The sequence below is a fragment of the Hymenobacter sp. genome, from assembly GCF_036388155.1.
Taxonomy (GTDB): Bacteria; Bacteroidota; Bacteroidia; order Cytophagales; family Hymenobacteraceae; genus Hymenobacter.
Genome location: NZ_DASVSI010000181.1, coordinates 1 through 23,435, shown reverse-complemented (window position 1 = coordinate 23,435; position 23,435 = coordinate 1). Strand labels below are relative to the sequence as shown.

Genomic DNA, 23,435 nt, shown 5'->3' with positions numbered 1-23,435 from the left:
GCATGACGTTCTTTGTGCCTAATTGAATGGTGATTAGGCTTCCGGGGCGGCATTGCGGTCAGGGGAACGTATGAGCAGCACTGCAGCGGCGGCGGCCAGAAACAGCGCCCCGGCCAGCCGAATGACGTTTTCGGGCCGGGCGTCCAGCACGTGCCGAAATACCCAGGAAAAGGTCAGCGTCTGAATCAGCATCGGCACCACGATGAACAAGTTGAAAATGCCCATGTATACCCCGGTGCGGGCCTTCGGGATGCTGCTGGCCAGCAGGGCGTAGGTGGTGCCCATCATGCTGGCCCAGCCAATGCCCAGGCCCAGCATGGGAGCCATCAGCAAGGAGGGGTTGTGCACGTTCGGCAGCAGCAGCAGGCCCAGCCCCGCCAGCGTCAGGCTGAGCATGTGCACGGGCTTGGCGCCCCAGCGCCGCACCAGGTAGGCCAGCAGAAACGCGCTGCAAAACGTGACGACGTTGTAGGTACCGTTCACGCGGCCGGTGAGCAGCTGGGCCTGCGCAAAGCCCGCCGAGTTTTGGTCGGAAGTGTTGTAGATGGTGCGGGCCAAACACAGCGTGATGTACTGCCAGTAGCAGAAAATGCCGTACCAGTTGCAGAGCATCATCACGCTCATTTGGCGCATGGCCAGGGGCATTTCCCGCAGGGCCCCGCCAATTTCGCGCAGCGTAGCGCCCACGCCGCCCGGCTCGGCCCGAATGGCGGCCACGGCCGCCGCGTCCAGCGGCTTTTCCCGCACCTTCAGCACCGAGTACAGAATGGCCCCGATGCTCACGGCCGCCCCGATGCCGAATGCTGCGTAGGTGGTGTGCGGAATGTTGTTCGAGCTGCGCGCCGTGGCGCTGAGCAAGCCCAGGTACACCAGCACCGAGGGCGTAAAATTGGCCAAAGTGATGCCCAGGCCCGTGAAAAAGCTTTGGGTGAGGAAGCCGGTGGGCACTTGCTCGGCCGGCAGCTGGTCGCTCACGAAGGCGCGGTAGGGTTCCATGGTCACGTTGTTGGCCGCGTCCAGAATCCAGAGCAGGCTGGCGGCCATCCACACGGCCCGGCTGAAGGGCATGGCCAGCAGGCACATGCTGCACACCAGTGCGCCCACCAGAAAGTAGGGCGTGCGCCGGCCCCAGCGGCTGGTGGTGCGGTCGCTCAGCGCGCCCACAATGGGCTGCACCAGCAGGCCGGTGAGCGGCCCGGCCAGCCACAGAAACGGCAGCTTTTCGGGGTCGGCGCCCAGGTAGGAATAAATGGGGCTCATGTTGGTTTGCTGCAAGCCGAAGCTGTACTGCAAGCCGAAAAAGCCCACGTTCATGTTCAGGATGTCCCAGAACGACACCGCCGGCAAACGCAGCGTGGCGGCAGACGGCGAAGGAGCAGCGGAAATAGCCATAGGGTCAGGAAATAGACAATGAATTGCCCCGCGAATCGCGCCGGGCCACCGGTCGCTTAGCGGCCCACGGAGTAGGTTTTGCGTTGAGGCCCAACACCCGTAATTCGCACCGACTGCCAGCCCGTAGGCAGCGTGCTTTTCACTTGCACGAGGCCATTGGGCGTAATGTCGAGCCCGCCAAATCCCATCAGAACGGCTTGCAGCACGCCGCCCGCGCCAGTGGCGAAGTAGGGGTTGGTGCCGCCCTTGGTTTCGGCAATCACCCGGAAGGGCGGCAGCAGGTTGGGCACGTAAGCGTCCTTAAACCAGAGGCTGGCCTTCTCGGCGTTGCCCAGGCGGGCGTATAGCAGCGCGAAAATGGCCTGGGTCATGGCCGGGGTGCCTTCGGTGGGCACCCGGGTTTCGTAGTAGGCCAGGTCTTTGCGGATTTGGGCCGGTTCGGTAATGGTTTTGAGCGGGTAGGCCAGGAGGTTCACGTCGCCCTGCTTAATGCCCTCGCCCTTGTAGGTGGCGTGTTCCTGGGTCACGCCGTCGGCTAGTTGAAGGATGGGGATGTTGCGCGCCACCAGCGCCCAGTCCGGGTCGGGGCGCAGGCCCAGCAGCTTGGCGGCGGTCGTGGCGTTTTGCAGGTTCACCTGGGCCGCGGCGTTGGTGAAGGCGTTATTGTCCACGTTTTCGGCCCACTCGTCGGCCGCCACTACGTTCTTGATGTCGTAGTGGCCGGGCCCGTTGCGCTCCACCCGGCTGGCCCAGAAATCGGCCGTAGCCGAAAGGATGGGCCAGCCTTTCTCGCGCAGCCACGCCTTGTCCTGCGTCACGCAGTAGTACTGCCAAGCGGCCAGCGCTACGTCGGCCGAAATGTGGTGCTCAAACGGCCCGCTTAGGGCCCATACCGGCGTTTCCTCCACGCCGGAGTCGGCGCTTTCCCAGGGGTACATGGCGCCGCGGTAGCCGTGGGCGAAGGCGTTGCGCCGGGCCGGCTCCAGCCGCCGAAAGCGGTATTCCACCATCGACTTCGCTATCTCTGGGTGCAGCACCAACAGCGCCGGGAACATCCATAGGTCGGTGTCCCAGAACACATGGCCGTTGTAGCCCAGCCCCGATAGGCCCATCGGCGAGGGCGAAAAATCGGTGCCCGCCCGCGAGAAGCTGTAGAGGTGGTACAGCATCGAATGCACGTCTTGCTGGGCCTGGGCGTCGCCGGTTATCTGCACGTCGCTGCGCCACAGTTCCTTCCAAGCGTTGCGGTGGAACGCCAGCAGGCGCTCCTTGCCTTCCAGCCGGGCAAAAATGGTGAGGCGCTCGGCTTCGTTCAGCGGGTCATCGTGGTGGGCCGAGGTGATGCTGGAGCCCGCTACGGCGTAGGCGTAAGTTTGCCCCGCTTTCAGCGCTTTGCCGAACTTCATCAGGTGCATGTTGCTGTCCCACATCTCGTGGATGACTGCCGGTTCCTGCCCGTGCGCCTCGCCGAACAGAAACGAGGTCGACGCGCAGAGCTGCATCTTGCCCGTGGGGCTCTTGGCCGACGACGTGAGCAGGCTGAGCCGGGCGTGGGGCCGGTCGATTTCATTGTAATAGTTCTGCGCGTCGCGCAATGCCTCCGGGGCTTCCATCACGCTGGCGGCGGTCAGGGCCAGGTCCTTTTTGGCCGTCACCGCCACGTCGAGCAGCACCGTGAACGGCAGGTGCCGCAGGGCGTAGTACGTGTAGCGTATGGTGGCCTTGTCGCCGTAGTCGAAGGTGGTGGTCAGGCTGGCGCCTTGCATGTCGAGCTCCTGCCGGAAATTGGTGGCGTCAGCCGCGGCCAGGCGCCGGCCGTCCACTTCCAGGTACATGTTCAGCAGGTTGAAGCTGTTGAGGAAGTTGCTCACCCGGCCGCGGCCGTACTGGTCGTAGGCCCCAGCCAGCACCACGCTTTTTACCTTGAAGGGCTCGGGCGAGGACACAATGCCCAGCATGCCGTTGGCCACCGTCACGCCGTAGTAATTGGCCGGGTTAATCTGGTCGGCCGTCACGCGCCAGGGGTCGGGCGCTTGGGCAAAAAGGGCCGCTGGAGATGCCAGCGCCAGCGTGCACAACCATATGTTCAACCTTCGCAGGGGAGAAGTCAGCATGTAACGTTTTTTACGAATAAGAAGCAACTGCTACTTGACATCAGCAAGCCACCGCTGGAGCCCCCAATTATTGATGAGCAATGCCAAAAAGTGGTTTCACCGCTTCCTGCCTGGAATGACATTCTTGAACAGTTCAGCAGGGGCTGCCCCCGATGACAGGCGGTCCACCTTGGCCTGCAAAATGGGCGTGCAAGGCCCTGAACAAAACAGGGTAAGCGGTTGGCTTACCCTGTTTTGTTCATACACTGACCTAATTGGCCGTTGTGATGGCTAGTACCCGGGGTTCTGCGTGATGTTGCTGTTGATGTCTACCTGCTGCTGCGGCACGGGATAAACCAAGCGGCTGGGGTTGCTAGCGGGCTTATCTTTGCGAGCTAGCAGGAACTTGCCGAACCGTACCAAGTCATTCCGCCGCCACGACTCGCTGTACAGCTCCCGGCCCCGCTCGTCAATCAGGATATCAAGCGTGAGGGCGGGCAGGGCGCTGGCCCCGCGCGAGGGGTGGGTGCGCAGCGCGTTCACGATGGCCAGCGGCGTGCTGCCGTAGGAGCCGGCGCTGGTGGCCGTGCCCCCCCGCAGAATAGCTTCAGCCTTCATCAGCAGCACGTCAGCCAGCCGGAAGGTCACGTGGTCGTTCTCGGAGCTGTTGCCGCCCTTAACCTCGCTCACGTAATCGACGGGGTACTTGATGGGACGGATGCCCTTGGCTTCAAGGTCGCCGCCGGATTCAACGAGGCTGACGTCTTTGGTGAACACCAGCGGCGCCCCGTTCCGCGTGGTTAGCGGGGCATCGGTGGCCAGGTTGTACTGCTGGCCGATAAGGAATCCCACGTTGATGCGCCGGCCGGGGTTGGCCGGTCCGCCCGCTACGTCGTAGGGCATGCCCCGCCGCTTGTCGGTGGCCTCGAATAGGTCGTAGAACGCGCCGGGCACGGCCGGGCCGTTGTAGCCGTCCACGGGCCGCATGTTGTAGTGCGACACAAACTTCCATAAATCGCGCAAGGGACCGCCGTTGCCGAAGGTATTTTCCTGTGTGAAAATGTTCTCCCGGCCAATGGTCCCGTTGTCGGGCGCAAAGTTGTCGAAGTAGTTGGGCGTGAATGAGTACTTGTTGCTGTTGATGATTTCGTCGGCCAGCGTGATTACCTGATTCATGTCGGCGGCGGCAAACGTCGGCGATTGGCGGTTAGCGTAGACTCCCTTGTTAAGGTAGCACTTCATGAGCAGTACCCGGGCGGCGTCCTTGGTGGCCTTGCTCACGGGGGCGTCGGGCAGGTCCTTCTGGATGGCGTTGAGCTCACTGACGATGTAGTTCAGCGCCTCGGGACCCTTGCGCACCCGGGCCAGGTTGCTCAGTTCTTCGCCCGGTTCCCGGTATAGCACCTGGTCGTACATGTCCAGCAGCAAGAACTCAGCCCAGGCCCGCAGAAACCGGGATTCGGCCGCTTGTTGCGGCGTGGGTCCGAAGCGCAGCAAGTCGGTGGAGGCAAATTCGATGCCTTCGAGCTGATTGAAGGTGTCGCGCACCCGCTCGTTGTTGCCGTCCCAGGTGTGGTTGAACAGTTGCCGCCACTTGCCGTTGTCGTCCCAGTCCGGCCCGCGGGTGGGCATGATGCGCGCATCGGTGGATACTTCTTGGAGAGCAAACACGCTCACGTGGCCCTGGATGGGGTCGCGCTGGGCGCTGTACACGCCCTGGAGCAGGGCCGCCGGGTCGCCCTTCGGAATCTGGTCGGCCGTCAGCTCCCCTTGCAGCTTTTCGGTCAGCTCGCAGCTCGCAGTCCCTTGTAGGAGGGCTAACAGAGCGCCTGCGTAGGCAATCTTATTGTACTTCATGGTGGGAATGAATTAGTGATTACAGATTGAAGTTGACGCCGAAAGTGAAGGTGCGGGCGCTGGGGTAGGGCAGGTAGTCGATGCCGACTGAAGGCACTTTGTTTGCCCCGGTCTTGACGGTGTTGACTTCCGGGTCAAACCCGTCGTAATCGGTGATGACAAATAAGTTCTGCCCCGTGGCGTACACGCGGGCACCTTTCATAAAGCCAGCCACGTTGCCCACGGCGTAGGACAGCGTTAGGTTGGACATCTTCAGGAAATCGCCTTTTTCCAGGTAGCGGGTCGAAGCGGCACCCGCGTTGCCGGCCGCTTCTTTGACCGGGTTTTCAAACGTGGAAAGCGCAATGTTTTTGCCGGCCCCAATCCCGCCCACTGCGCCTATGGCGTTCAGCGTGTTGTTGTACACGTACTGGCCAAACACGCCGGTCATGTTGGCCACCAGCGACAGCTTGCTGTAGCGGGCATTCAGGCCCAAGCCCAGCAGCGTGCGGGGGTTGGGGCTGCCCCCATAGACCGGGTTGGCAATGTCAAGGGGAATGGAGATGCCCCGGTCATCAAACCCATTGAACCGGGGCAGGAAAAAGGCGTTGATGGGGTAGCCGTTGCGTATGAGTTGGGACGTAGCTCCCGACAGCCCCTGCCCGTTGATAGCACCCGTGATGATGACAGGCCCCTCCAGGTCTTTTACCTCGTTGCGAATGAACGTGGCGTTGGCATTGAAACTCACTTCGGCTTTCTCGTTGCTCAGCAGCGTGGTGTTCAGGGCCATCTCCAGGCCCTTGTTCACAATCTCGCCGTCGAGGTTATCCCAGAAGATGGCTTGAATTTGCGGAGCGGGCTGGCCGGGAATGGTGGGAAATAAGATATCGGAGGTGGTTCTGTTGAAGTAATCGGCCGAGAACGTGAGGCGGTTGTTGAACGCCCCGATATCGATGCCAACGTTGAATTGGCGGTCCGCCTGCCATTTCAATTTTGGGTTGCGACTATTGAGTGGTCGCTGCAACCCGTTGTCCAGGACTTCGAAACGGTCCACGGCCGCACCAGCGGGAAACTCTTGGTTGCCGGTCAGCCCGTAGCCGGCCCGTAGCTTGAGCTGCGTGAGCTTTTCGGAAGGAAAGAAAGACTCGCGACTCAGGTCCCACGCCGCGGCAAACGATGGGAAATAACCCACCCGGTTGTCGGCGCCGAACTTGCTGCTTTCGTCGCGGCGCAGCGTACCGGTCAGCACGTACCGGTCTTTGTAGTTAAAGATGGCACGACCGAAAAACGACTGCAACTCATACGTGGGGTCGTTGGACGAGCGAATGCTGCGGTTGCCGGTTGCCGTTGTCTGAATGTAGTCGGTGTAATCAAGACCTAAGCTGCCAAAGCCGCCCGCAGCCGCATTGCCAAAGCCGCTCAGGCTGGAGCTCTTATTAATAAAGTTGGTGTACTCATACCCCAACACGGCGTTCAGGTTCAGGTCCGAAACGATGGCCTTGTTGAAATTGAGCGTGTGTGCAATTTGCTGCGTGGACAGTTCGCTGTTGCTGATGCTGGCAAAGCCCTGGTCTCGGATACCCGGAAGATTAATCAGGCGCTGGTCGTAGGACGTGCGCCGCTCACCGCTGTTATAGTTCACGCTCAACTGCAGGCGGTAGTTGAGCCAATCGGTAAACTTATAGGAAGGCGCGATGCTGGCCAGCACGGTGTTGACCCGCGAATTATCGTCATAAAGCTCCTGGGCCGCCAGCGGGTTCACCACGTCGCCAGCCACGATGTAGAGCGAGCCGTCGGGGTTGCGCAGCGGCTGGGTCGGGTTCCACTGCAAGGCCTGCCCGATGAGGCTGCCCCGGAAGCCGGCGTCGGTGGTGATGTTGGCCAGCTTTTCCTGAAACTGACTGGTGGCGATGCTCACGTCCACGCCCAGCTTCTTGCTTTCCAGAAATTGGAGGTTGGTCGAGAGGTTGGCGCTGTACTTCTTGAAGCCGGTTTTGCGCACGATGCCGTCCTGGTCGAGGTAGCCCAGCGAGAGGCGGTAGCGGCCAGTTTCGCCGCCGCCGCTCATCGATACGTTGTAGTTCTGAAGGTAGCCAGTACGCAGAATTTCGTCGAGGGCATCTACATTGCCCCCTTTATCAGGATTGCCGGCGCTGCCGACTGGGCCGCTGCTGGGCACATTGTAATACGTTATGGCTTGGCGGTACTGGCCAGCGTCAAGATACTCGGGCCGGCGTAGGATGGTCGAGAAGCCGGTCGAGGCCCCAACGCTGAGCACCGGGGCGCCCGCATTGCCTTTCTTGGTGGTGATGAGCACCACTCCGTAGGCCGCCCGCGAGCCGTAAATGGCCGTAGCCGAGGCATCCTTAAGCACGGTGAAGGTCTCAATGTCGTCGGGGTTGAGGAAGTTCAGCGGGTTGCTATCGGGCCCCTGCCCCACATCGACACTAGCCGCTTGGGTACCAGGGGCGCCTATGCCCGGCCGCGCTGTGCGGCCGTCAAGCGGCACGCCGTCCACCACGTACAGCGGCTGGCCCGTGCCCGTCACGGCCGAGTTGCCCCGGATGCGGATGGTAGATGGCCCACCGGGCTGCCCGCTGTTGTTGCTCACCTGCACCCCCGACACGCGGCCCTGGAGCAGTTGGTCGGGCGAGGTGAAGGTGCCCCGGTTGAAGTCCTTCTCGCCAATTACCGCTACGGCGCCGGTCACGTCTTGCTTGCGGGCCGTACCGTAGCCCACCACCACTACTTCGCTAAGTCCCTGAGTGTCATCCTTTAAGGATACCTGCACCGAGGTTTTACCTGTGATGTCGACTTGCTGCGTGGCGTAGCCTACAAAGGAGAATGTCAGCGTGGTGGCCGTCTCGGGCACTTGCAACTGAAAGGCACCATCGGCGCCCGTGCTCGTGCCCACCGTGCTGCCCGGCACAATTACCGTTACACCCGGCAGGCCAGCAGATTGGGCATCGGTGACTTTGCCGGATATAGACCGGTTGGCCTGTGCCTGGCTCAGCAACGGCAGCAGTGCCAGTAGGCTCACCGCCAGCAGCCTGAGCAGGGCTTTGGCTCGAAACGAACCGGCCGGGTTCGGGGCCGGTAGCGTATTCGCCGTGAGCGATGTGTATAAGTTGTTTCGCATGAGAAAGGGTTTTAGTGGTGGGAATCAAAAAAAGCAACGGCCGTTGTCACCCCAAACGATTGCTGAAATCGTTTGCAGTGAACCGCAACGCAGTTGCTAAGGTTTTGCCGGAAACATCCTCTAGGTAAAATATTGGTTATTAGGTGCTGGGACTTGGTTGTGCATTGCCGCATCCAAGACGAAGCTGCTGTTGCTACAGCGAGTAGGTTTGTGGCCCTCGGTGCAGTTGGCCAGGCATAACTAGCTGGTGAAAAAGGCTGTAGACATAGCTGTTGCCCACTGGCCATCGCCAAGTTTGTCGAGTGGGGCTCTGGCCGGCGTATGGGCGTAGCGTAAGGCGCGGCCAGCAAGCACCACGGGCCATCCATTGCTCCAGCCAGAGAACTGCTAGGTCCGGCCCGGACCGGTTTTCGCAGGCGTTAGCCCATTTACTAACTCAGGATTCGTGCGGGGAAGAGGGTCCATGGCAGAAGAGTTTAAACGGGTGAAAGGAAGCAGCTACGGCGGTAAAGATTGAGAGATATTTCTCAGAAAACCAATGAGAAGGCTCGCAGAAATGCTGTTTTTTTCTCCGAAATCGGTAACGTAATCGATTTCGGAAAGCAAAATATTTTTTGTCCTGAAAGAGGAGCGTAGTTCTTTTTATGACTCGATTGTTAAGCTAATGCCAGGCTGCGGTTGTATAATAAGCTTAGCTTTGACCACTCACCTCGTCCCTTACCCCGTCGCTGCCTCCTTATGAAACGAGCTACCCTGCGCGACATCGCCCAAGCCCTCGGCGTGACCGTGGCCACGGTGTCGCGGGCCCTGAAGGACTACCCCGACATCAGCATCGCCACCAAGCAACTGGTGCTCGCCGCCGCCGAGCGTCTGCACTACGCCCCGCACCCCATGGCCGTGAAGCTGCGCCAGAAGTCGTACCGGGTGGTGGGCGTGGTGGTGCCCGACATCGTGCACCCTTTCTTCTCCGACGTCATCAGCGGCATCATCGAAGTGGCCGAAGGCCAGGGCTACCACGTGCTGCTGAGCCAGAGCAACGAAAGCTTTGAAAAGGAAATCCGCGTGACGCAGATGCTGCACGCCACCGGCATGGACGGCCTGCTGGTGTGCCTGAGCAACGAAACGGCCACCGTGGACCACCTGCGCGCCTTGCAGGACTACGACCTGCCCGTGGTGCTGTTCGACAAAATCAGCGCCGACCTCGACGCCAGCAGCGTCGTCACCGACGACTTCCAGGGCGCTTACGACGCCGTGACCCACCTGCTGGCCCAGGGCTGCACCCGCGTGGCCCACCTCAAAGGCCCGCCCAACCCCGAAAATACCCGCAAGCGCTTTGCGGGCTACCAAGCGGCGCTGGCGGCGCACGGCCTGCCGTTTCGGCCCGAGTACGTGGTTGAATGCCACGACGTGAGCCACGCCGAGGGCCTGGCTTTTACGCGGCAGCTCCTGGCCCTGCCCGAGCCGCCCGACGGGATTTTTGCCGTGTCCGACTCCGTGGCCATCGGAGCCCTTACCGCGCTTCGGGAAGAGGGCCGGCGCGTGCCCGCCGACGTGGCCGTCGTCGGCTTCAGCGACTGGGCCGTGTGCCAGCTGGTAGAGCCGCAGGTGAGCTCCGTGGCCCAGCCCGGCTATGAGATTGGGCGCCAGGCAACCGAACTGCTGCTGCGCGAGATTCAGCAGCTGCGCGACGACCAGCCGCTGGAGCATTCGCGCACGGTGCTTGGCGCGACTTTGCGGGTGCGGGGCTCGTCGCAACGCCTGGTGACTGATGAGGGCTCGCGGGCGGTACTGCGCAGCGCGGCCCCGCAACTCCCCACGGCGGCCAGCGCCTGAAGACTACCCGAGGCTCAAAATGGCTGCGCGACGCCTCAGCGGAAGAGGCTGGCCGTGGTGTCGAGTTGCTGGGTTTGCAGCAGGTCGCGGCGCTGCTGCAGGAGGGCGGCCTGTTCGCGCCGCTGCTCTTCCTTCTGAAAAAAGCGCACCTTGTACTTCTCGCCCGGCGCGTCGCGGCGCAGGTTGAGGTAGGTGAGCTTGCGGTAGGCTTTGGTTTCGCCTTCCTGAATGCGCTCCACGCGCTTGGTGTTGTCGCCGAATAGCGCCTGGAAGGGTTTCAAACCGATGTAGATGTTGCTGCGGCCATCCAGGCCGTAGCGGCCGCTCACGTCCAGGGTGCTGAGGTTGCTGTTCAGGCGCAAGCTCGGAATCAGCAATTGCCCGTTTACCAGGAGAAATTCGCCGCTCACGGGCTCAAAGTAAAGGTGGCTGGTGCGCTCCGCTTTCATGAACTTGAGCGCCTCCATCAGCGCCTCGACGTTGAGCAGCTCTAGGTCGCGGAAATCGGTTTTCAGGTAGCCCACGGTGCCCTTCAGGTTGGGCAGGAACTTGGCGTCGAGGTCGGTGCGCAGGTCCACCACGCCGCGCACGCTGCCCCGGATGTTGTCGCCTCCCAGCACTTTCAGGCCCATGGCCGTGGCGGTGGCAAACAAGGCCGGGAGCTGCACGTCTTCCAGCTCCACCTGCGCCTGGGCCGGGTAGAGATGGCGGCTGGCGGTGCTTTCTATCAGGCCGCGGATGCTGATGTGGCCTTGCAGCGCGTTGAGGGTGCAATGGTCGAGGCGGGCTTCGCCGTCGCGCAGGCGCGACACCAGCCGCAGCTTGCTGCCGCGCATGGCGGCGTAGCGCACCTGGTCGGCTTCCACGCGCAGCACGGCGCTCAGGGCCCCGCTGGCCAGTACCGACGTATTTTCGGTGGACTGCTGCCGCAGGGTGCGGCGGGTGGCGCGTCGCTCGGCCCGGGCCAGGGTGGCAGCAGTGGGCACGGTATCGGCGGGGGCCGTCAGGCTGGCAATCACGGCCAGCAGGCGCTGCACGTCGAGGGTGGTGTAGCGCAGCGTCACGTCGGCGTCGCCGGACACGAGGCGCAGGTTTTCTACCCGGGCCGTGGCCGTGGCCTCGCCGCGCCCGCCCTGGGAGGTTTGGAAGCGCAGGAACGGCAGCTGCAGCGTGGAACCGGTTTTTTGCAGCTGCAGCTGCACGCCGGTTAGGCTTTCGTTTTCGGGAAGCTGCACTTCGTCGATGCTGATGTTCAGGCGGCCGTTGGCGGCCAGCAGCAAGTCGCGCAGGGCCGGGTTGGCGGGCTTGCGGACTTTGGCGGGCTCATTGGGCAGCAGCACCGGCTTGGCCAGGCGGCCCAGAAACTGCCGGTAGTTGACCGTGGCAAAATGCACGCCCAGCTGGTACTGCACGGGGGCCACGTGGTTGAGGGGGTCGGTGGGCCAGCCCAGGCTGCCGGCCACGTTGCCGCCCCACACCCGGCCCGCCAGGTTCAGCAGTTCCACGCGCTGGCCGTCGTGGCGCACCGTCACGGCCAGGTTGCGTAGGGTGTCGGCGGCCAGGAGCAGGCGGTCGCAGCGCAGCCCCACGTTCAGCAGCAGGCCCGGCGGAATCAGCTCGCTGGCGAGGGTGGCGGCTAGCTGCCCGCGCGGGCGCCGGGCCCGCGCGGGCTTGGGCAGGCTGGTGGGCGAAAAGCCGGGGCCGGCGGTGCGGGGCACCGGCCGCATGAGGGTGCGCAGGCGCGCGAGGTGCAACTCGTCCACCGCAAAATCCCCGCTGATGCTCGCCGTGGGGTGCTCGCCGGTGAGGTAGTCGTATAAATACGTGGTAGTGGCCGAGGCCCGGAAGCGCATGTTGTTGAGCACGCCCGAGGCGTTCGACAATTGCCACACACTGTCGCGCAGGCCCATTTGCACGTTCAGGTCGGATACGTCGGCGCCGCGCACGGGCACGGCAAACGCGGCGTTGCGCAGCGTCACGGCGCCGCGTAGGGACATGGGGCGCCGGCCGGGGTCGGGCCGGCCCGGCGGGGCGGGCAGCAGGCCGCGCACCCGCACGTCCACGTCGGCAATGCCGCCACGGGCGCGCCACCGGCCCGGGGCCACCACGGCGGCAAACGCGGGCAGCTCGGTGCGGCCCCGAAAGTGACCGTTCACCACGGGGCGGGTAAAATCCCGCAGGGTTAGGTCCACGTCGAGCAGCCCCGCCGACGAATAGATGCGGCAGTGCTGCAAGGTCAGTATCGTGGACTTCACGCTGTGGGCCGGGCCGTTGTCGTAGGTGCCCCGCAAGTCCCAGCGGGAAATGCGCCGGGTCGCGTCCGGCCACTGCAGGCTGGCCCCCCGCAGGCTAAACGTGAGCACGTTGCGCGGGCTGATTTTGGGCCCGCTCAGCCCCGTAATGGTGTAATGAATGTGGGCCGTGCTGGGGCTGGTGGCTCCCTCCAGGTAGGGTTCGAGCCGGGTGGGCAGGGCCGCGCGCAACACCTTGGTCAGCGGCTGGTTGCCCACAAACTGCAGCTTGAGCATGGTGCCCACGGGCTGGCGAGGGTCGACGGTATGGGTGCCGCTCACGCGAATGGTATCGCCGTTGAGGGTGGCGCGGGTTTTCCAGAGCAGCCCTTGGCGGTCGCGAAAGGTGTACTTGTAGTTCACCCAGGCCCGCACGGGCTCGCGCTCAAAGAGGCTGCCGGCGCGGGTGCGCAAGTAGCTCAGCTCTCCGTCCAGGGTGCCCGATAGGTGCAGCACACCCGCCCGCACCCGCGCCGTGAGGCGCGCCTGCCGTGCCCGTGCCCCGAAGGCGCTGCGCGAGTAGCTGTTGTGTGAGCTCATGCGGAAGTTGTTGACGATGAGCTCGTCCAGGGTCAGGTTCAGCGGCGGGGGCGTGCCGGTGCCTTTGCGGCGCTTGCCGCGCAGGCCCCAGGTGCGGCCCAGCGAGTCGGTGCGCTCCTGGAAATCCACGTCGTTAATCATCAGCCGCGTCATGCGCACTTGGCCGCGCAGCAGGGCGGCCAGCTCCAGGCGCACGTCGGCGCGGTTCACGCGCAGCACGGGCACCTGCTGCCGGTACGAGGTATCGGTCAGGCTGATGTGATGGATGGAAGCCGTGAGGTGCGGGAAGTCGCGCCAGGGCGACAGCTCCACCTCAAACGGCCCCAGCACCAATTCAGAATTGCGGGTGAGGGCGTGGCGCACCCGTTGGGCCACCACGCGCCGGCCATATTTGCTGCCCAGCAGCCAGACCCCAATTCCCACTCCCAGCACCCCCAGCAGCAGCACCGATAGCAGCACTCGTCGCAAAGGGAAAGATTTCATGAGAATAAGTCACAATTGCCGGGTAGAGTGCAAACGGCGGCGTGCAAGTTAGCCGGGATGACCCATTTACGTGAAAACCCCAGTGCTGACTGCCTCGCCCCCTGGGCTTGCCGAGGCTATTCTTCGGCGGCGGCCACGGCGTCGGCGTGGGTGGTGGCCTCGTACACGTCGGCGTATTTGAAGTCTTCCAACCAATTGGTCGAGCTCACAACTTCAAACGTCCGCGACGTAGGCTCCGACTCTTTGGTGGCCAGCTGCCACAGGATGGCCGGCGCCTCGGCAAACGCCGGGCCTTCCAGCTGCGTCGAAAACAAGCGGTTTAGCAGGGCGCTATCGGGCAGGCCCTGGGCCAGGAGGCGCAGGAGCGGGGCGGCCGGGGCGTCGGCAAACACGGCGAGGTCCTCGGGGTTTTCGGCGGTGCATTTCACGGCAAACTGCACGGCCTGGGCCCGCGGAAAGGTGCCGTTGTAGGCGGTGTATAGCAGCTCGGTGGCTTGGTAAAAACCTTTGTGCAGCGGCAGCTCGGGATTTTCTTCCCACAGCTTTTCGGTGAGCATCTGGTGGGAGAGGTTTTCAATCTGGCCCGCGTTCAGCGCTTCCGGAAACAGGTAGCCCAGCACCACCTCGGCCGCCTCGCGCGGCTCCAAATCGGTGAACGACATCAGGCACATTTCCCGCAGCTCGGCTTCGTTGATGTCGTCCGGGTTGTCGTAGTTCATCCGCTTCAGCAGCGCTTTGTAGTCTTCGTTCTGCCAGGAATTGGGCAGCTCGGATAAGGTGGCGAACGACAAACGCTCAACGGTAAACTTCAGGTCGGGGGTCAACATAATGGGACAGGTTGGTGGGCGGAAGAAGATTTCAACCGCTACGGCTGGGTTTACGGCCCGCCGCCCCAAACAACCGAAAAGCCCCAACAAGCCCACCAGCACGACTGTAGAGACGCGACCCTTCGCGCCTCGGCGGCCGCACAGTAAAGGCCGGCATCGTTCACGCAACCTCGTGCAACGAGGAGACGCGAAGGGTCGCGTCTCTACACCCCCGCCACCACGGGCAGCGTGAACAGGAAACGGCTGCCGGCCTGGGGCTTGCTCTCTACCCACAGCGCGCCGCCCTGGGCCCCAATGAACTCGCGCGAAATGCTTAGCCCCAGCCCGGAGCTGCCGCTGCTGGGGGCGGTGCCGCCCGGCACGCCCGCAAACCGCTGGAAGATGCGCTTGTGGTGCTCCGGCGCAATGCCGGGGCCCCGGTCTTCGACGCACACCCGCACCATTTCGCCCCAGCGCACCGCCCGAATGGTGAGCGGGGCCGCAGTCGGCGAATAGCGAATGGCGTTGGAAAGCAGGTTGATGAGCACCCAGGTGGTTTTTTCCACGTCGCCCTGCACGTCGGGCAGGCCCTCGGGAATGTGGGTGTCGAGGCACAGCTGCTTGTCTTCGAGCTGGGGGCGCACGGTTTGGGTGGCGTAGTGGATGACCTCGGCCAGCTTCACGCGCTGCACGTTGAGCTTGATGCCCGCGCCCGCATCGAGCCGGGCCACGTCGATGAGCTGGCCCACCATGCTCAGCAGGCGCTGGGTTTCCTCGCCGATGCCGGCCGCAATGAGCTGGCGCCGGGCCGCGTCGGTGCGCTCGTCCTGCAGCAGCATCAGGCTGAGCTTGATGCTGGCCAGCGGGGTTTTCAGCTCGTGCGAAATGGTGGCCAGGAAAGCTGACTTCACCTCGTCCAGCTTCTTGAAGTCGGACACATTGCGCAGGGTGAGGATGTGGCCGCCGAAGGTGGGCGGCCCCGCGGCCCGGTCGGTGGCCTCGATGGGGCTGATGCACAGCTGGAAGTGCGGCGCCTCGCCCTTGTGCGGGAAGGTGAACACGGGGTCGGGCACGGCGTCGCCCGATAGGTTGCCCTCGGCCAGCGGCACCAGCCACTCGCGCAGCGTGTCGTTGGTTTTGGCTATTTCCTCGGCGGCGTGGCCCAGCAGCTCTTGCTGCGAGCGGCCCAGCAGGTCGCAGGCCAGCGGGTTGGCCAGCACAATCACGCCGTGCTCGTCCAGGAGCAGCAGGCCCTCGTCGAGGCTGCGCACCAGGCTGTCCATGCGGTTGCGTTGGATGAAGAGCTCGGCCAGGGTGGCGCGGCGCTCGTTTTGGGCCTGGCTCAGCACGCGGTTTACGGCGGTGGCCACGGTGCCCACTTCGTCGTGCCGGCCCACGGCCACGCGGGTGGCGGGGCCGGGGCCGGCCACGCGCTCCATGTCGACGGTGAGGCGGCGCAGGGGCCGCACCACCACGCGCGGCAGCCGCACCATCATCACGATGCCCAGGGCGGTGCCGGCGGCCAAAAACAGCAGCACCGTGGAGCGCGCCATGGCAAAGTCGGCCTGCTCGATGCCGTGCGCGCCGTGCTCGAGGTAGTTGATGACGAAAAAGGCGTAACCGCCCAGACCCAGCAACAGCAGCAACAGCAACAAGACGCTGAGGCGAATTTTAAGTTTTAACGACATGGGAGGAACGAGGGCTGCCGCTGCGCACTGCCCGGAAAAACTTCCGGTGTACGGAGCCGCGTTCAGCAGCGAGTCGGGTGGAACGAGGCGCAAGGTGCTGCAAAATTCGCTTGCCAACCGGCACTTGCCATCTTGCCGCTTGGTTCTTCCGACTCACTGCTGGGTTAATCGCACGACGCAACTCCGCGTTACAACGCCGGGGCAAGTTGCACCCGCTGCGGGCCGCAGCGCAAGTTTCCGGTGGGCGGTTTATTTCACAGCTTGCCGGCTGCGGGGGGCCGCCACCGACTCGAGGGCCGCCAAAAACTCTTGCTTGATGGCGTCGGAGCGGAAGTTGGCCAGGTGCTGGGGCGCGGCCCGGCGGCACTTGGCCTGCAACTCGGGGCTTTGTACCAAGCGGGTGGTGGTGGCCACCAGGGCCGCCAGCTGCCCGCGCTTGAAGGTGACGCCCGCCTCGCCAATGGCGTCGGGCAGGCCGCCGTCGGAGGCAATGGGAATCAGGCCGCAGGCGATGCCTTCGAGGGCCACGATGCCGAAGGGCTCCTCCCACACGGAAGGAATGAACTGAAAGCGGTGCCGGTTCAGCTCCTTCACCATCACGCGGTCGACGAAGCCAATGGTGCCGTCGAGGCGGTTTATCCAGGTGTGCAGCACCACCAGCGAGGGCTTGCCAAACAGGACCTTGGCCCAGCTCAGGCGCAGGCAGGGGTTGTTTTCGAACACCACGTCGGCTCAGGCGTGGTGCTGAATCATTTCGAGCGGCGACGTGGTGCGGATGATGGGGTAGGGGAAGTCCTCTGCCTCGTCCCGGGTCGTCGTCATCAAGCGGACTTCGTGGCCCGCAGCCACGAATGCGTTGGCCAAAAATTCCGAACTGGTTTCAATCCCCCAATTGCGGGAGCAAAAGCGTGAGAAGGGTTTTAACGCCATTGCAGAGGTAGTCGTTATTCACGTCATCTACTCACAAGAGCAATTCTTTTTTCGGTGAGCAAAAGGCGCCAATTGGCCGATGCTCGCGTTGGGTGGATGGAGACAGGAGCTCAGAATTATTCGGACGAAGTACAAAAGCCCTTGCCTGGGCGCCCACCCGGCGGCGGCTGCTGTGCGGCAAATCATCGCCAATCCTAGCAGCCCGACCGAAAAGGCGGCCCACTATCCAGCTTCATATTTCCTTCATCCAGGCCCTATTACTCCATTGCGCAGAAGAGGTTACCCTTCCAGCCCATATTCTTGCAGCTTGCGGTAGAGGGTGGTGAGCCCAATGCCCAAACGCTTAGCCACTTCCGGTTTATTGCCCTCTAAGGTAGTCATCAATTTTTCGATGTGACGGGCTTCCAGCGCGCGCAAACTTTCGTCGGTGGCATCGGCGCCGGGCCTGGCGGGGCGGCCAAGGGCGTGGAATTCGTCGGGCAGGAAGTCGGCCGCCAGCAGCTCGCCGGCGGGGGCCAGGATGGCGGCGCGCTCCAGCACGTTCTTCAGCTCGCGCACATTGCCGGGCCAGGGGTAGCGCTGCAGCAGCGCCAGGCACTCGGGTTCCAGGCCCGGCAGGCGCTTGCTGAGGCGGGCGGCGAAGTACTGCAGGAAGTAGTGGGCCAGGGGCGGCACGTCGGCGGGCCGGTCTTTGAGGGGCGGCACGTGGATGATGAACACCGAGAGGCGGTAGTACAAATCGGGGCGGAAACGGCCTTCGTCGGCTTCCTGCTTGAGGTTGCGGTTTGTGGCGGCCACAAGGCGCACGTTCACCTTGGTGGGCTTGGTGTCGCCAAGCTTGGTGAAGGTCTGGCTTTCCAGCACCCGCAGGAACTTGGCCTGCACGTTGAGCTCCAGCTCGCCGATTTCGTCTAGGAACAGGGTACCGCCGTTGGCTTCTTCCAGCAGGCCTTTTTTGTCGGTGAGGGCGCCGGTGAAGGCGCCTTTCTTGTAGCCAAACAGCTCGGATTCGAGCAAATCTTTGGGGAAGGCGCTGCAATTGACGGCCACGAAGGCCTTGCCCCGCCGCCCGCTGGCCTGGTGAATGGCCTGGGCAAAGAGCTCCTTGCCGCTGCCGGTGGGGCCTTCCAGCAGCACGGTGCTGTCGGTGGGCGCTACTTGGCGGGCCAGCTGCTGCACCCGTTTCAGCTCGGCGGAGTCGCCTATCATGGCCTCGAAGGTGAACTGCTGGCCCACGCGGCGCTCCAGCTCGGCCACGCGCTTGCGGAGGCGGGCTTTTTCGGCGGCGCGGTCGACCACCACCACCAGCTGCTGCTCAAAATCGCCCTTGGTGAGGTAGTCGAACGCGCCGAGCTTCATGGCCTTCACGCCATCGGGGATGGTGCCGTAGGCGGTGAGCAGCACCACTTCGGCATCGGGAGCGGCGGCTTTATAACGCGGGAGCAGGTCCACGCCGTGGCCGTCGGGCAGCTTCACGTCCGATATCACGAGCAGGACGTCATCGGCGTGTTGCTGCAGCAGCTCCAGGCCGCGGTGGGCGTCGGGGGCTTGTAGCACGGTGTAGCCTTCCAGCTCCAGCACCTGGGCCAGTAGTTGGCGGAGGCGCGCTTCGTCGTCGATGATGAGCAGGGTACCGGTGGGCATTATCGGAGGAAAATGGAAAGTTGCAACGACAAAGTACGGGCAGCTTTGTCAGCTACTTTTGATAAGGTTTACTTAAATACCGAATCGATGAGCGAAGAAAACAACCGGGTAGAATGTTGCACGCACGGAAACCGATATCCAGCTTACGTCTGCCATCACCTGAACCTTCAAAAGCCTGTGGGATTTTACGAGCCTTTTGCCTCTGACCCAAGCGTGGTTTACTCAAATGACGAACTCAGCGCTTGGTGCGATGCGTGCGATGAAGTACTGATGCGAATTGGTAAGTGGAACGAAGAATCTGAAAGCTTCGCGAAAATTAAACTCGTTTGCGATGCGTGTTTCTTCGATATGAAGGAATTAAACTTGGGTTACCAGGCAGGTTAATTATTTCTGGCAAATCAGCCGTCAGTAATTTGAATTTTATGAAGCTTGAATCGTACACACTTTTAGAAACTTACTTTGACGGAATCTGGTCAAAAGATTTTAATAGTGACACTCATGTGTCTATTTTATGTTGGATATGCGACACTGTTATGGCCCTAGATTATATCAAAGAAATGCCCATAGAAGTGGATGTTATTATCGCCTGCTATGTCGGTCCTTTTCCTTGCGCTTCCATCTATTACGAGGATAAAAGCTTTAGAAATGTATATGATGAGATTGAAGCTTTGTGTTATAAAATCTACAAAGAGTATGGCTTTAAACATTTTTACGATTATGTAGCTAATAACAGCGACAGAATCAATAAAAAAATTAAAGAGTTGAAAGATTATAGGTCGGTTTAGCTTCGCGTTTTGCAAATATGATTTTTAAGAATCAACTCCCCCGAATCTCATTCTTGATGTGCTCCACGAACTGGGCGAATTCGGCTTCGGCTTCGACGTTTTCGTGCCAGGCGAGGCCCATTTCGGCCAGGTTGTATTGGTGCTGGGGGCTGATGGTGGCGCCCGGTACGAGGGCCCCGGCCGCATCGTGCTCGTAGCCGAGCAGCCAGAGGCGGTCGGCCAGGGCGGTGGTGGTCACGATGTCGTGCGAGACGATGATGACGGTGTTCAGCTCGTCCATAGTGGTCACTTCCACGATAATGCGTTTCAGCTCGTCAATCATGGCCACGTCGAGGCCAGAGAAGGGCTCATCGAGCAGGATGAGGTGGTCGGAGCAGAGCAGCTGCTGGGCGATGGCCGCACGCTGGCGCTGTCCGCCCGAGAGGTGGGCCGGGTACTTTTTGCGGTGCGGCGCGAGGCAGAACCGCTCCAGGTAGGTTTCGACGTGCTGGCGGGCCTCGGCGGGGGCGTACTTGCGCTCGGCAGCCACCAGCAGGTTGTCGAGCAGCGTGCGGTGGTCGAACAGCGGGTAGCGCTGCTGCACGAAGCCCACCATGCCGGGCGCCACGGCCTGCTGGGCCTGGCCCACTTCCACGGTGCCGGCGCTGGGGGCGATGAGGCCCGCCATGATGCGGCACAGCACCGACTTGCCGATGCCCGAGCGGCCGTAGAAGCCCACGACCTGGCCCTGGTTCATGCCGGGCCGCGTCACGTCGAGGACCTGGGCGTTGATGTCGCGCAGGATGGGCTCGCCGTGGAAGGACATGGAGACGTTGGAGAGGGTGAGGAGGGGGTCTTTGTAGTTGTAGGGGAGGGCAGTCATGGCGGGTTGTAGCGTGGACTCTGTGAGTCCGCGCGTTTTAGGGTTGTGGAATGGGACCGGGTGGGCGCGGACTCGCAGAGTCCACGCTACATTGCGGGCGTGTCGGACTTGATTAGTTATGAGCGGAACCTGCCGCACCGGTTGCCGCCGGGTGAGGTAGTGTTCCTGACTTTTCGGCTGGCGGGCTCGCTGCCCCGCACGGTGGTAGAGCAGCTTCAGGCGGAAATTGAGTTGGCGCGGCAGCGTTTTGAGTTGGAGCCCGCGCAGCTTTATGAGGCTCAGAAACGGTACTTCGGGCGCTTCGACGCTCAGCTAAATAAAGGCGAGTACGGCCCCATGTATTTGCGACAGCCCGCCATCGCGGAGTTAGTGGCGGAGTCCTTGCGATATTTCGATGGCACGGGCTACGACCTGCGGTGCTACTGCCTCATGCCGAACCACGTACACTTGGTGGTTCGGATACTGGAAGATGCTCCCCCGCTGGTAAAAACGCTGCAACGGCTGAAGAGCTATACCGCCACACAGGCGAACAAACTGCTAGAGCGTTCGGGGCCTTTCTGGCAGGCTGAGAGCTACGACTATGTGATACGGAAAGGTGAGTTGGAGCAAGTATTGGCCTATGTGGTTGAAAATCCGGTTAAGGCAGGGCTGGTCGAAGATTGGGGGCAGTGGCGATACACTTATTGGGCGGTGTAGCGTGGACTCTGCGAGTCCACGCCTCGTCGAACGTTCTGCCACGCGCGGACTCGCAGAGTCCACGCTACACCGTGCCCAGTGTCGAATAAGGAAAAAACACCCGCCGCAGCAGCACAAACACATAGTCCTGGGCCGCGCCAGTCGCCAGAATCACAAGCTGGATGGCTAGCACACCATCGAGGTGCAGGTAGCGGTTTTGCTTGTAGAGCAGCAGGCCGATGCCGCCCTCGGACTGGTAGAGCGTTTCGACCAGCGTAATCATGGTCCAGATGATGGCGAAGTTCTGCCGCACCACTTCGAGCATGTCGTCGAGTTTGCCTAGCACCACCACTTCCCAGAAGCTGCGCCACTCGCCCATGCCCAGGGTACGGGCGTGGTCCATTTCCTCCTGCGTGGTGGTCAGAATCACGCTCGTCATGCCCGTGACCAGGTACACCGTGGCGCCGAAAATGAGCACCGAAAGTTTCACCTGGTGGCCCGAACTGACCATCAGGGCCATGAAAAAGGTGAGGCCCGTTAGGGTGAGATAGCGCATCTTGGAGGCTGCGTAGGCAATGGGCCGGAAGAAAGGCAGCGCCGTGAGGTAGGAGATGCCCAGCGCCAGCACCGTGGCAATGGCCAACGCTTGCAGGGCGGTGGTCATGCTGGCCCACAGCTCCTGAATGAGGCCTTGGGTGGTGATGAGGTCGCCTAGCGAGCGGAAGACTTCTCCCAGGTTGGGGAAGAGCTGCATGGGGTAGAAGAGCCACAGCAGCAACAGCAGCGCCACTTGCCCGGCAACCATGGCGATGAACACTGCGCGGCGCGGTTGAGCGTTGGGGGCAAAGAGGGTTTTCATGACGGTGAAATGGTGAGGTGTGAACTGGTGAGTGAAAGTGAGGTAATGAGTTTTTAGCGCGGGAGGCACGTCAAACTCACCACCTCACTATTTTACATCTCACCGCTAATTGCCCAGCACTACCTCTACGCGGCGGTTTTTGGCTTTGCCGTCGGGGGTGGTGTTGCTGGCTACTGGCACGGTGGCGCCGTGGGCGTACACTTGCACGCGGCCGTCGGGGAAGGCGCTGCGGCTTTTGGCTTCGAGCCAGTGCTCCACGGCCATGGCGCGGTCTTCGGAGAGCTGCTGGTTGCGCTCGGGGTCGCCGGTGTTGTCGGTGTGGCCGTGCACGGCCACTTTCAGGCGGCCGGCTACTACCAGGTCGTTGAAGAGTTGGTTGAGGTCGCGCTCGGCGGCGGGGGTGAAGGTGCTCCGGCCCGAGTTGAAGGCGATGTTCCAGGCGCGCTTGCTCACGCTTTGGCGGATTTCGTCGTCAGCGGCAAACTTCTGGGTTTCGGCCGGGGCCACGGTCTTGCCTTTGTATTGGGCCTGCAGCTTCTTCAGGGGCGTGAGGTCCAACATCTGGTCGAGGGGCACGTAGCTGGGCAATTCCTTGGGGTAGAGCTTGCTTTGCACATCGCCGAAGGTTTTGTACACGGCGGCGTACACATTGGTGCCGCCTTCGTCCAAGCCAAACAAGCTCAGGTTGTCGCTGAAATTGAAGGCTTTGCTGCCACCTAGCTCCACTACTTCGCCGTTGCGGTCGGCTTCGCTCACGCCTTTGTAGTACTTCAGCCAGTAGGCGCCGGGCTTGTCGTTGTCGCCGTACACGCTGGCCGAGATGTCGGCGGCGCGGCTCAGGGCTTCGGGGTGGGCTTTCACTTGGTCGCCGGCCACGGCAAAGCTGGTCATCAGGCCCAGTACTTCCTTCTGGTGGGCATCGTACCAGCGCTTGGTGGTCACCATGATGTTGGGCATCTGGTTCGAGTAATCCTTGGTGCTCACGATGTTCACGAGGCCGCCGCGCTGCTTGGCAATGTTCACGTCGCCGGGCGTCCAGGTGGCCACGGCGTCGGCTACCACGTCGGTTTTTACGCCGGTGTTCTTGCCGTTCACCACTTTGGTGCGGGCTTCGGGTTTGCCGAGGATGTACTTTTCAGCAGCCACCAGGAAGTCGGAGGCGGCCATGAAGTTCACGGCTTCTGGGTCGTAGGTGGTTTCGTCGGGGTTCACCTTCAGGCCGTTGTCGGCGCACCATTTCAGGGCAATGTTCTGGTCGCCGTCGCGCAGGTAGCAGGCAATGGTTTTGCCCAGGGCCGCTTTCGGGTTGTCGAGCCATTCTTTGGGGCCCATCAGCTTGTCTTCACCAAAGGACTTGCCCACCGAGTAGGGGATGATTTGCAGGCTGGTGCCGGCTTTCTCCAACTGCGTTTGCACGGCCGAGAAGGCGGGCAGGCCGTCGCCCATGATGCTCACTATCAGGCCCGGTGTTTCGGGGTTATTCTGCAGGTCCAGGGCGTTTTTCACCAGGTCGGCTTGCATCTTGGCCACGTCGTCCTGGCGTACAATCTGCAGGTCGAGGCCGTTGGCGGCCATGGCC

The 23,435-nt window shown here is 62.3% G+C and carries 17 protein-coding genes; 4 read left to right on the top strand and 13 right to left on the bottom strand.

Annotated elements, in window-relative coordinates; genetic code table 11:
* Positions 1-33: 33 nt before the first annotated feature.
* The 4 genes from VF629_RS25325 to VF629_RS25310 all read right to left on the bottom strand — a co-directional run bounded on the left by VF629_RS25325 (position 34) and on the right by VF629_RS25310 (position 8,460).
* Positions 34-1,392, bottom strand: a complete 1,359-nt coding sequence (locus VF629_RS25325) for an MFS transporter (RefSeq protein ID WP_331061310.1) — start codon at positions 1,390-1,392, stop codon at positions 34-36.
* A gap of 56 nt (positions 1,393-1,448) precedes the next feature.
* Positions 1,449-3,506 (bottom strand): glycoside hydrolase family 65 protein, encoded by a 2,058-nt coding sequence (locus VF629_RS25320; protein ID WP_331061309.1) that lies wholly within the window; start codon positions 3,504-3,506, stop codon positions 1,449-1,451.
* 270 nt (positions 3,507-3,776) lie between these two features.
* Positions 3,777-5,342, bottom strand: coding sequence for a RagB/SusD family nutrient uptake outer membrane protein (locus VF629_RS25315; RefSeq protein ID WP_331061308.1), 1,566 nt, complete (start codon positions 5,340-5,342; stop codon positions 3,777-3,779).
* Between the two features lie 19 nt (positions 5,343-5,361).
* The gene (locus VF629_RS25310) at positions 5,362-8,460 is read right to left on the bottom strand and encodes a SusC/RagA family TonB-linked outer membrane protein (protein ID WP_331061307.1); all 3,099 of its coding nucleotides are present in this window, start codon (positions 8,458-8,460) and stop codon (positions 5,362-5,364) included.
* 738 nt (positions 8,461-9,198) lie between these two features.
* Here VF629_RS25310 and VF629_RS25305 point away from each other — a divergent pair.
* On the top strand, positions 9,199-10,293 hold the full coding sequence (locus VF629_RS25305) for a LacI family DNA-binding transcriptional regulator (protein ID WP_331061306.1): 1,095 nt from the start codon (positions 9,199-9,201) through the stop codon (positions 10,291-10,293).
* A gap of 35 nt (positions 10,294-10,328) precedes the next feature.
* Here the strand turns inward: VF629_RS25305 and VF629_RS25300 are convergent, their stop codons facing one another.
* The 6 genes from VF629_RS25300 to VF629_RS25275 all read right to left on the bottom strand — a co-directional run bounded on the left by VF629_RS25300 (position 10,329) and on the right by VF629_RS25275 (position 18,675).
* Positions 10,329-13,607, bottom strand: a complete 3,279-nt coding sequence (locus VF629_RS25300) for an AsmA-like C-terminal region-containing protein (RefSeq protein WP_331061305.1) — start codon at positions 13,605-13,607, stop codon at positions 10,329-10,331.
* A 116-nt stretch (positions 13,608-13,723) separates the two neighbouring features.
* A complete protein-coding gene (locus tag VF629_RS25295) occupies positions 13,724-14,434 on the bottom strand; it encodes a hypothetical protein (RefSeq protein WP_331061304.1) in 711 nt (236 codons plus the stop codon).
* Between the two features lie 203 nt (positions 14,435-14,637).
* A complete protein-coding gene (locus VF629_RS25290) occupies positions 14,638-16,101 on the bottom strand; it encodes a sensor histidine kinase (RefSeq protein WP_331061303.1) in 1,464 nt (487 codons plus the stop codon).
* A 249-nt stretch (positions 16,102-16,350) separates the two neighbouring features.
* Positions 16,351-16,827, bottom strand: a complete 477-nt coding sequence (locus VF629_RS25285) for a glycosyltransferase (protein WP_331061302.1) — start codon at positions 16,825-16,827, stop codon at positions 16,351-16,353.
* 6 nt (positions 16,828-16,833) lie between these two features.
* Entirely contained in the window at positions 16,834-16,965 is a 132-nt protein-coding gene (locus VF629_RS25280) for a hypothetical protein (protein WP_331061301.1), read from the bottom strand.
* 345 nt (positions 16,966-17,310) lie between these two features.
* Positions 17,311-18,675 carry a sigma-54 dependent transcriptional regulator gene (locus VF629_RS25275; RefSeq protein WP_331061300.1) on the bottom strand — a complete coding sequence of 455 codons (1,365 nt, stop codon included), beginning with the start codon at positions 18,673-18,675 and terminating at the stop codon, positions 17,311-17,313.
* A gap of 12 nt (positions 18,676-18,687) precedes the next feature.
* Here VF629_RS25275 and VF629_RS25270 point away from each other — a divergent pair, with 12 nt between their 5' ends.
* Entirely contained in the window at positions 18,688-19,059 is a 372-nt protein-coding gene (locus VF629_RS25270; RefSeq protein ID WP_331061299.1) for a hypothetical protein, read from the top strand.
* A gap of 38 nt (positions 19,060-19,097) precedes the next feature.
* Positions 19,098-19,460 carry a hypothetical protein gene (locus VF629_RS25265; RefSeq protein WP_331061298.1) on the top strand — a complete coding sequence of 121 codons (363 nt, stop codon included), beginning with the start codon at positions 19,098-19,100 and terminating at the stop codon, positions 19,458-19,460.
* Positions 19,461-19,491: 31 nt separating this feature from the next.
* Here the strand turns inward: VF629_RS25265 and VF629_RS25260 are convergent, their stop codons facing one another.
* Entirely contained in the window at positions 19,492-20,322 is an 831-nt protein-coding gene (locus VF629_RS25260) for an ATP-binding cassette domain-containing protein (protein ID WP_331061297.1), read from the bottom strand.
* Positions 20,323-20,421: 99 nt separating this feature from the next.
* Here VF629_RS25260 and VF629_RS25255 point away from each other — a divergent pair, with 99 nt between their 5' ends.
* Entirely contained in the window at positions 20,422-21,018 is a 597-nt protein-coding gene (locus VF629_RS25255; RefSeq protein WP_331061296.1) for a transposase, read from the top strand.
* A gap of 64 nt (positions 21,019-21,082) precedes the next feature.
* Here the strand turns inward: VF629_RS25255 and VF629_RS25250 are convergent, their stop codons facing one another.
* Both VF629_RS25250 and VF629_RS25245 read right to left on the bottom strand, forming a co-directional pair.
* Positions 21,083-21,856 carry a hypothetical protein gene (locus tag VF629_RS25250; RefSeq protein WP_331061295.1) on the bottom strand — a complete coding sequence of 258 codons (774 nt, stop codon included), beginning with the start codon at positions 21,854-21,856 and terminating at the stop codon, positions 21,083-21,085.
* A gap of 105 nt (positions 21,857-21,961) precedes the next feature.
* Positions 21,962-23,435: OmpA family protein (locus tag VF629_RS25245; protein WP_331061294.1), on the bottom strand; the 1,474-nt coding region annotated here is incomplete at its 5' end.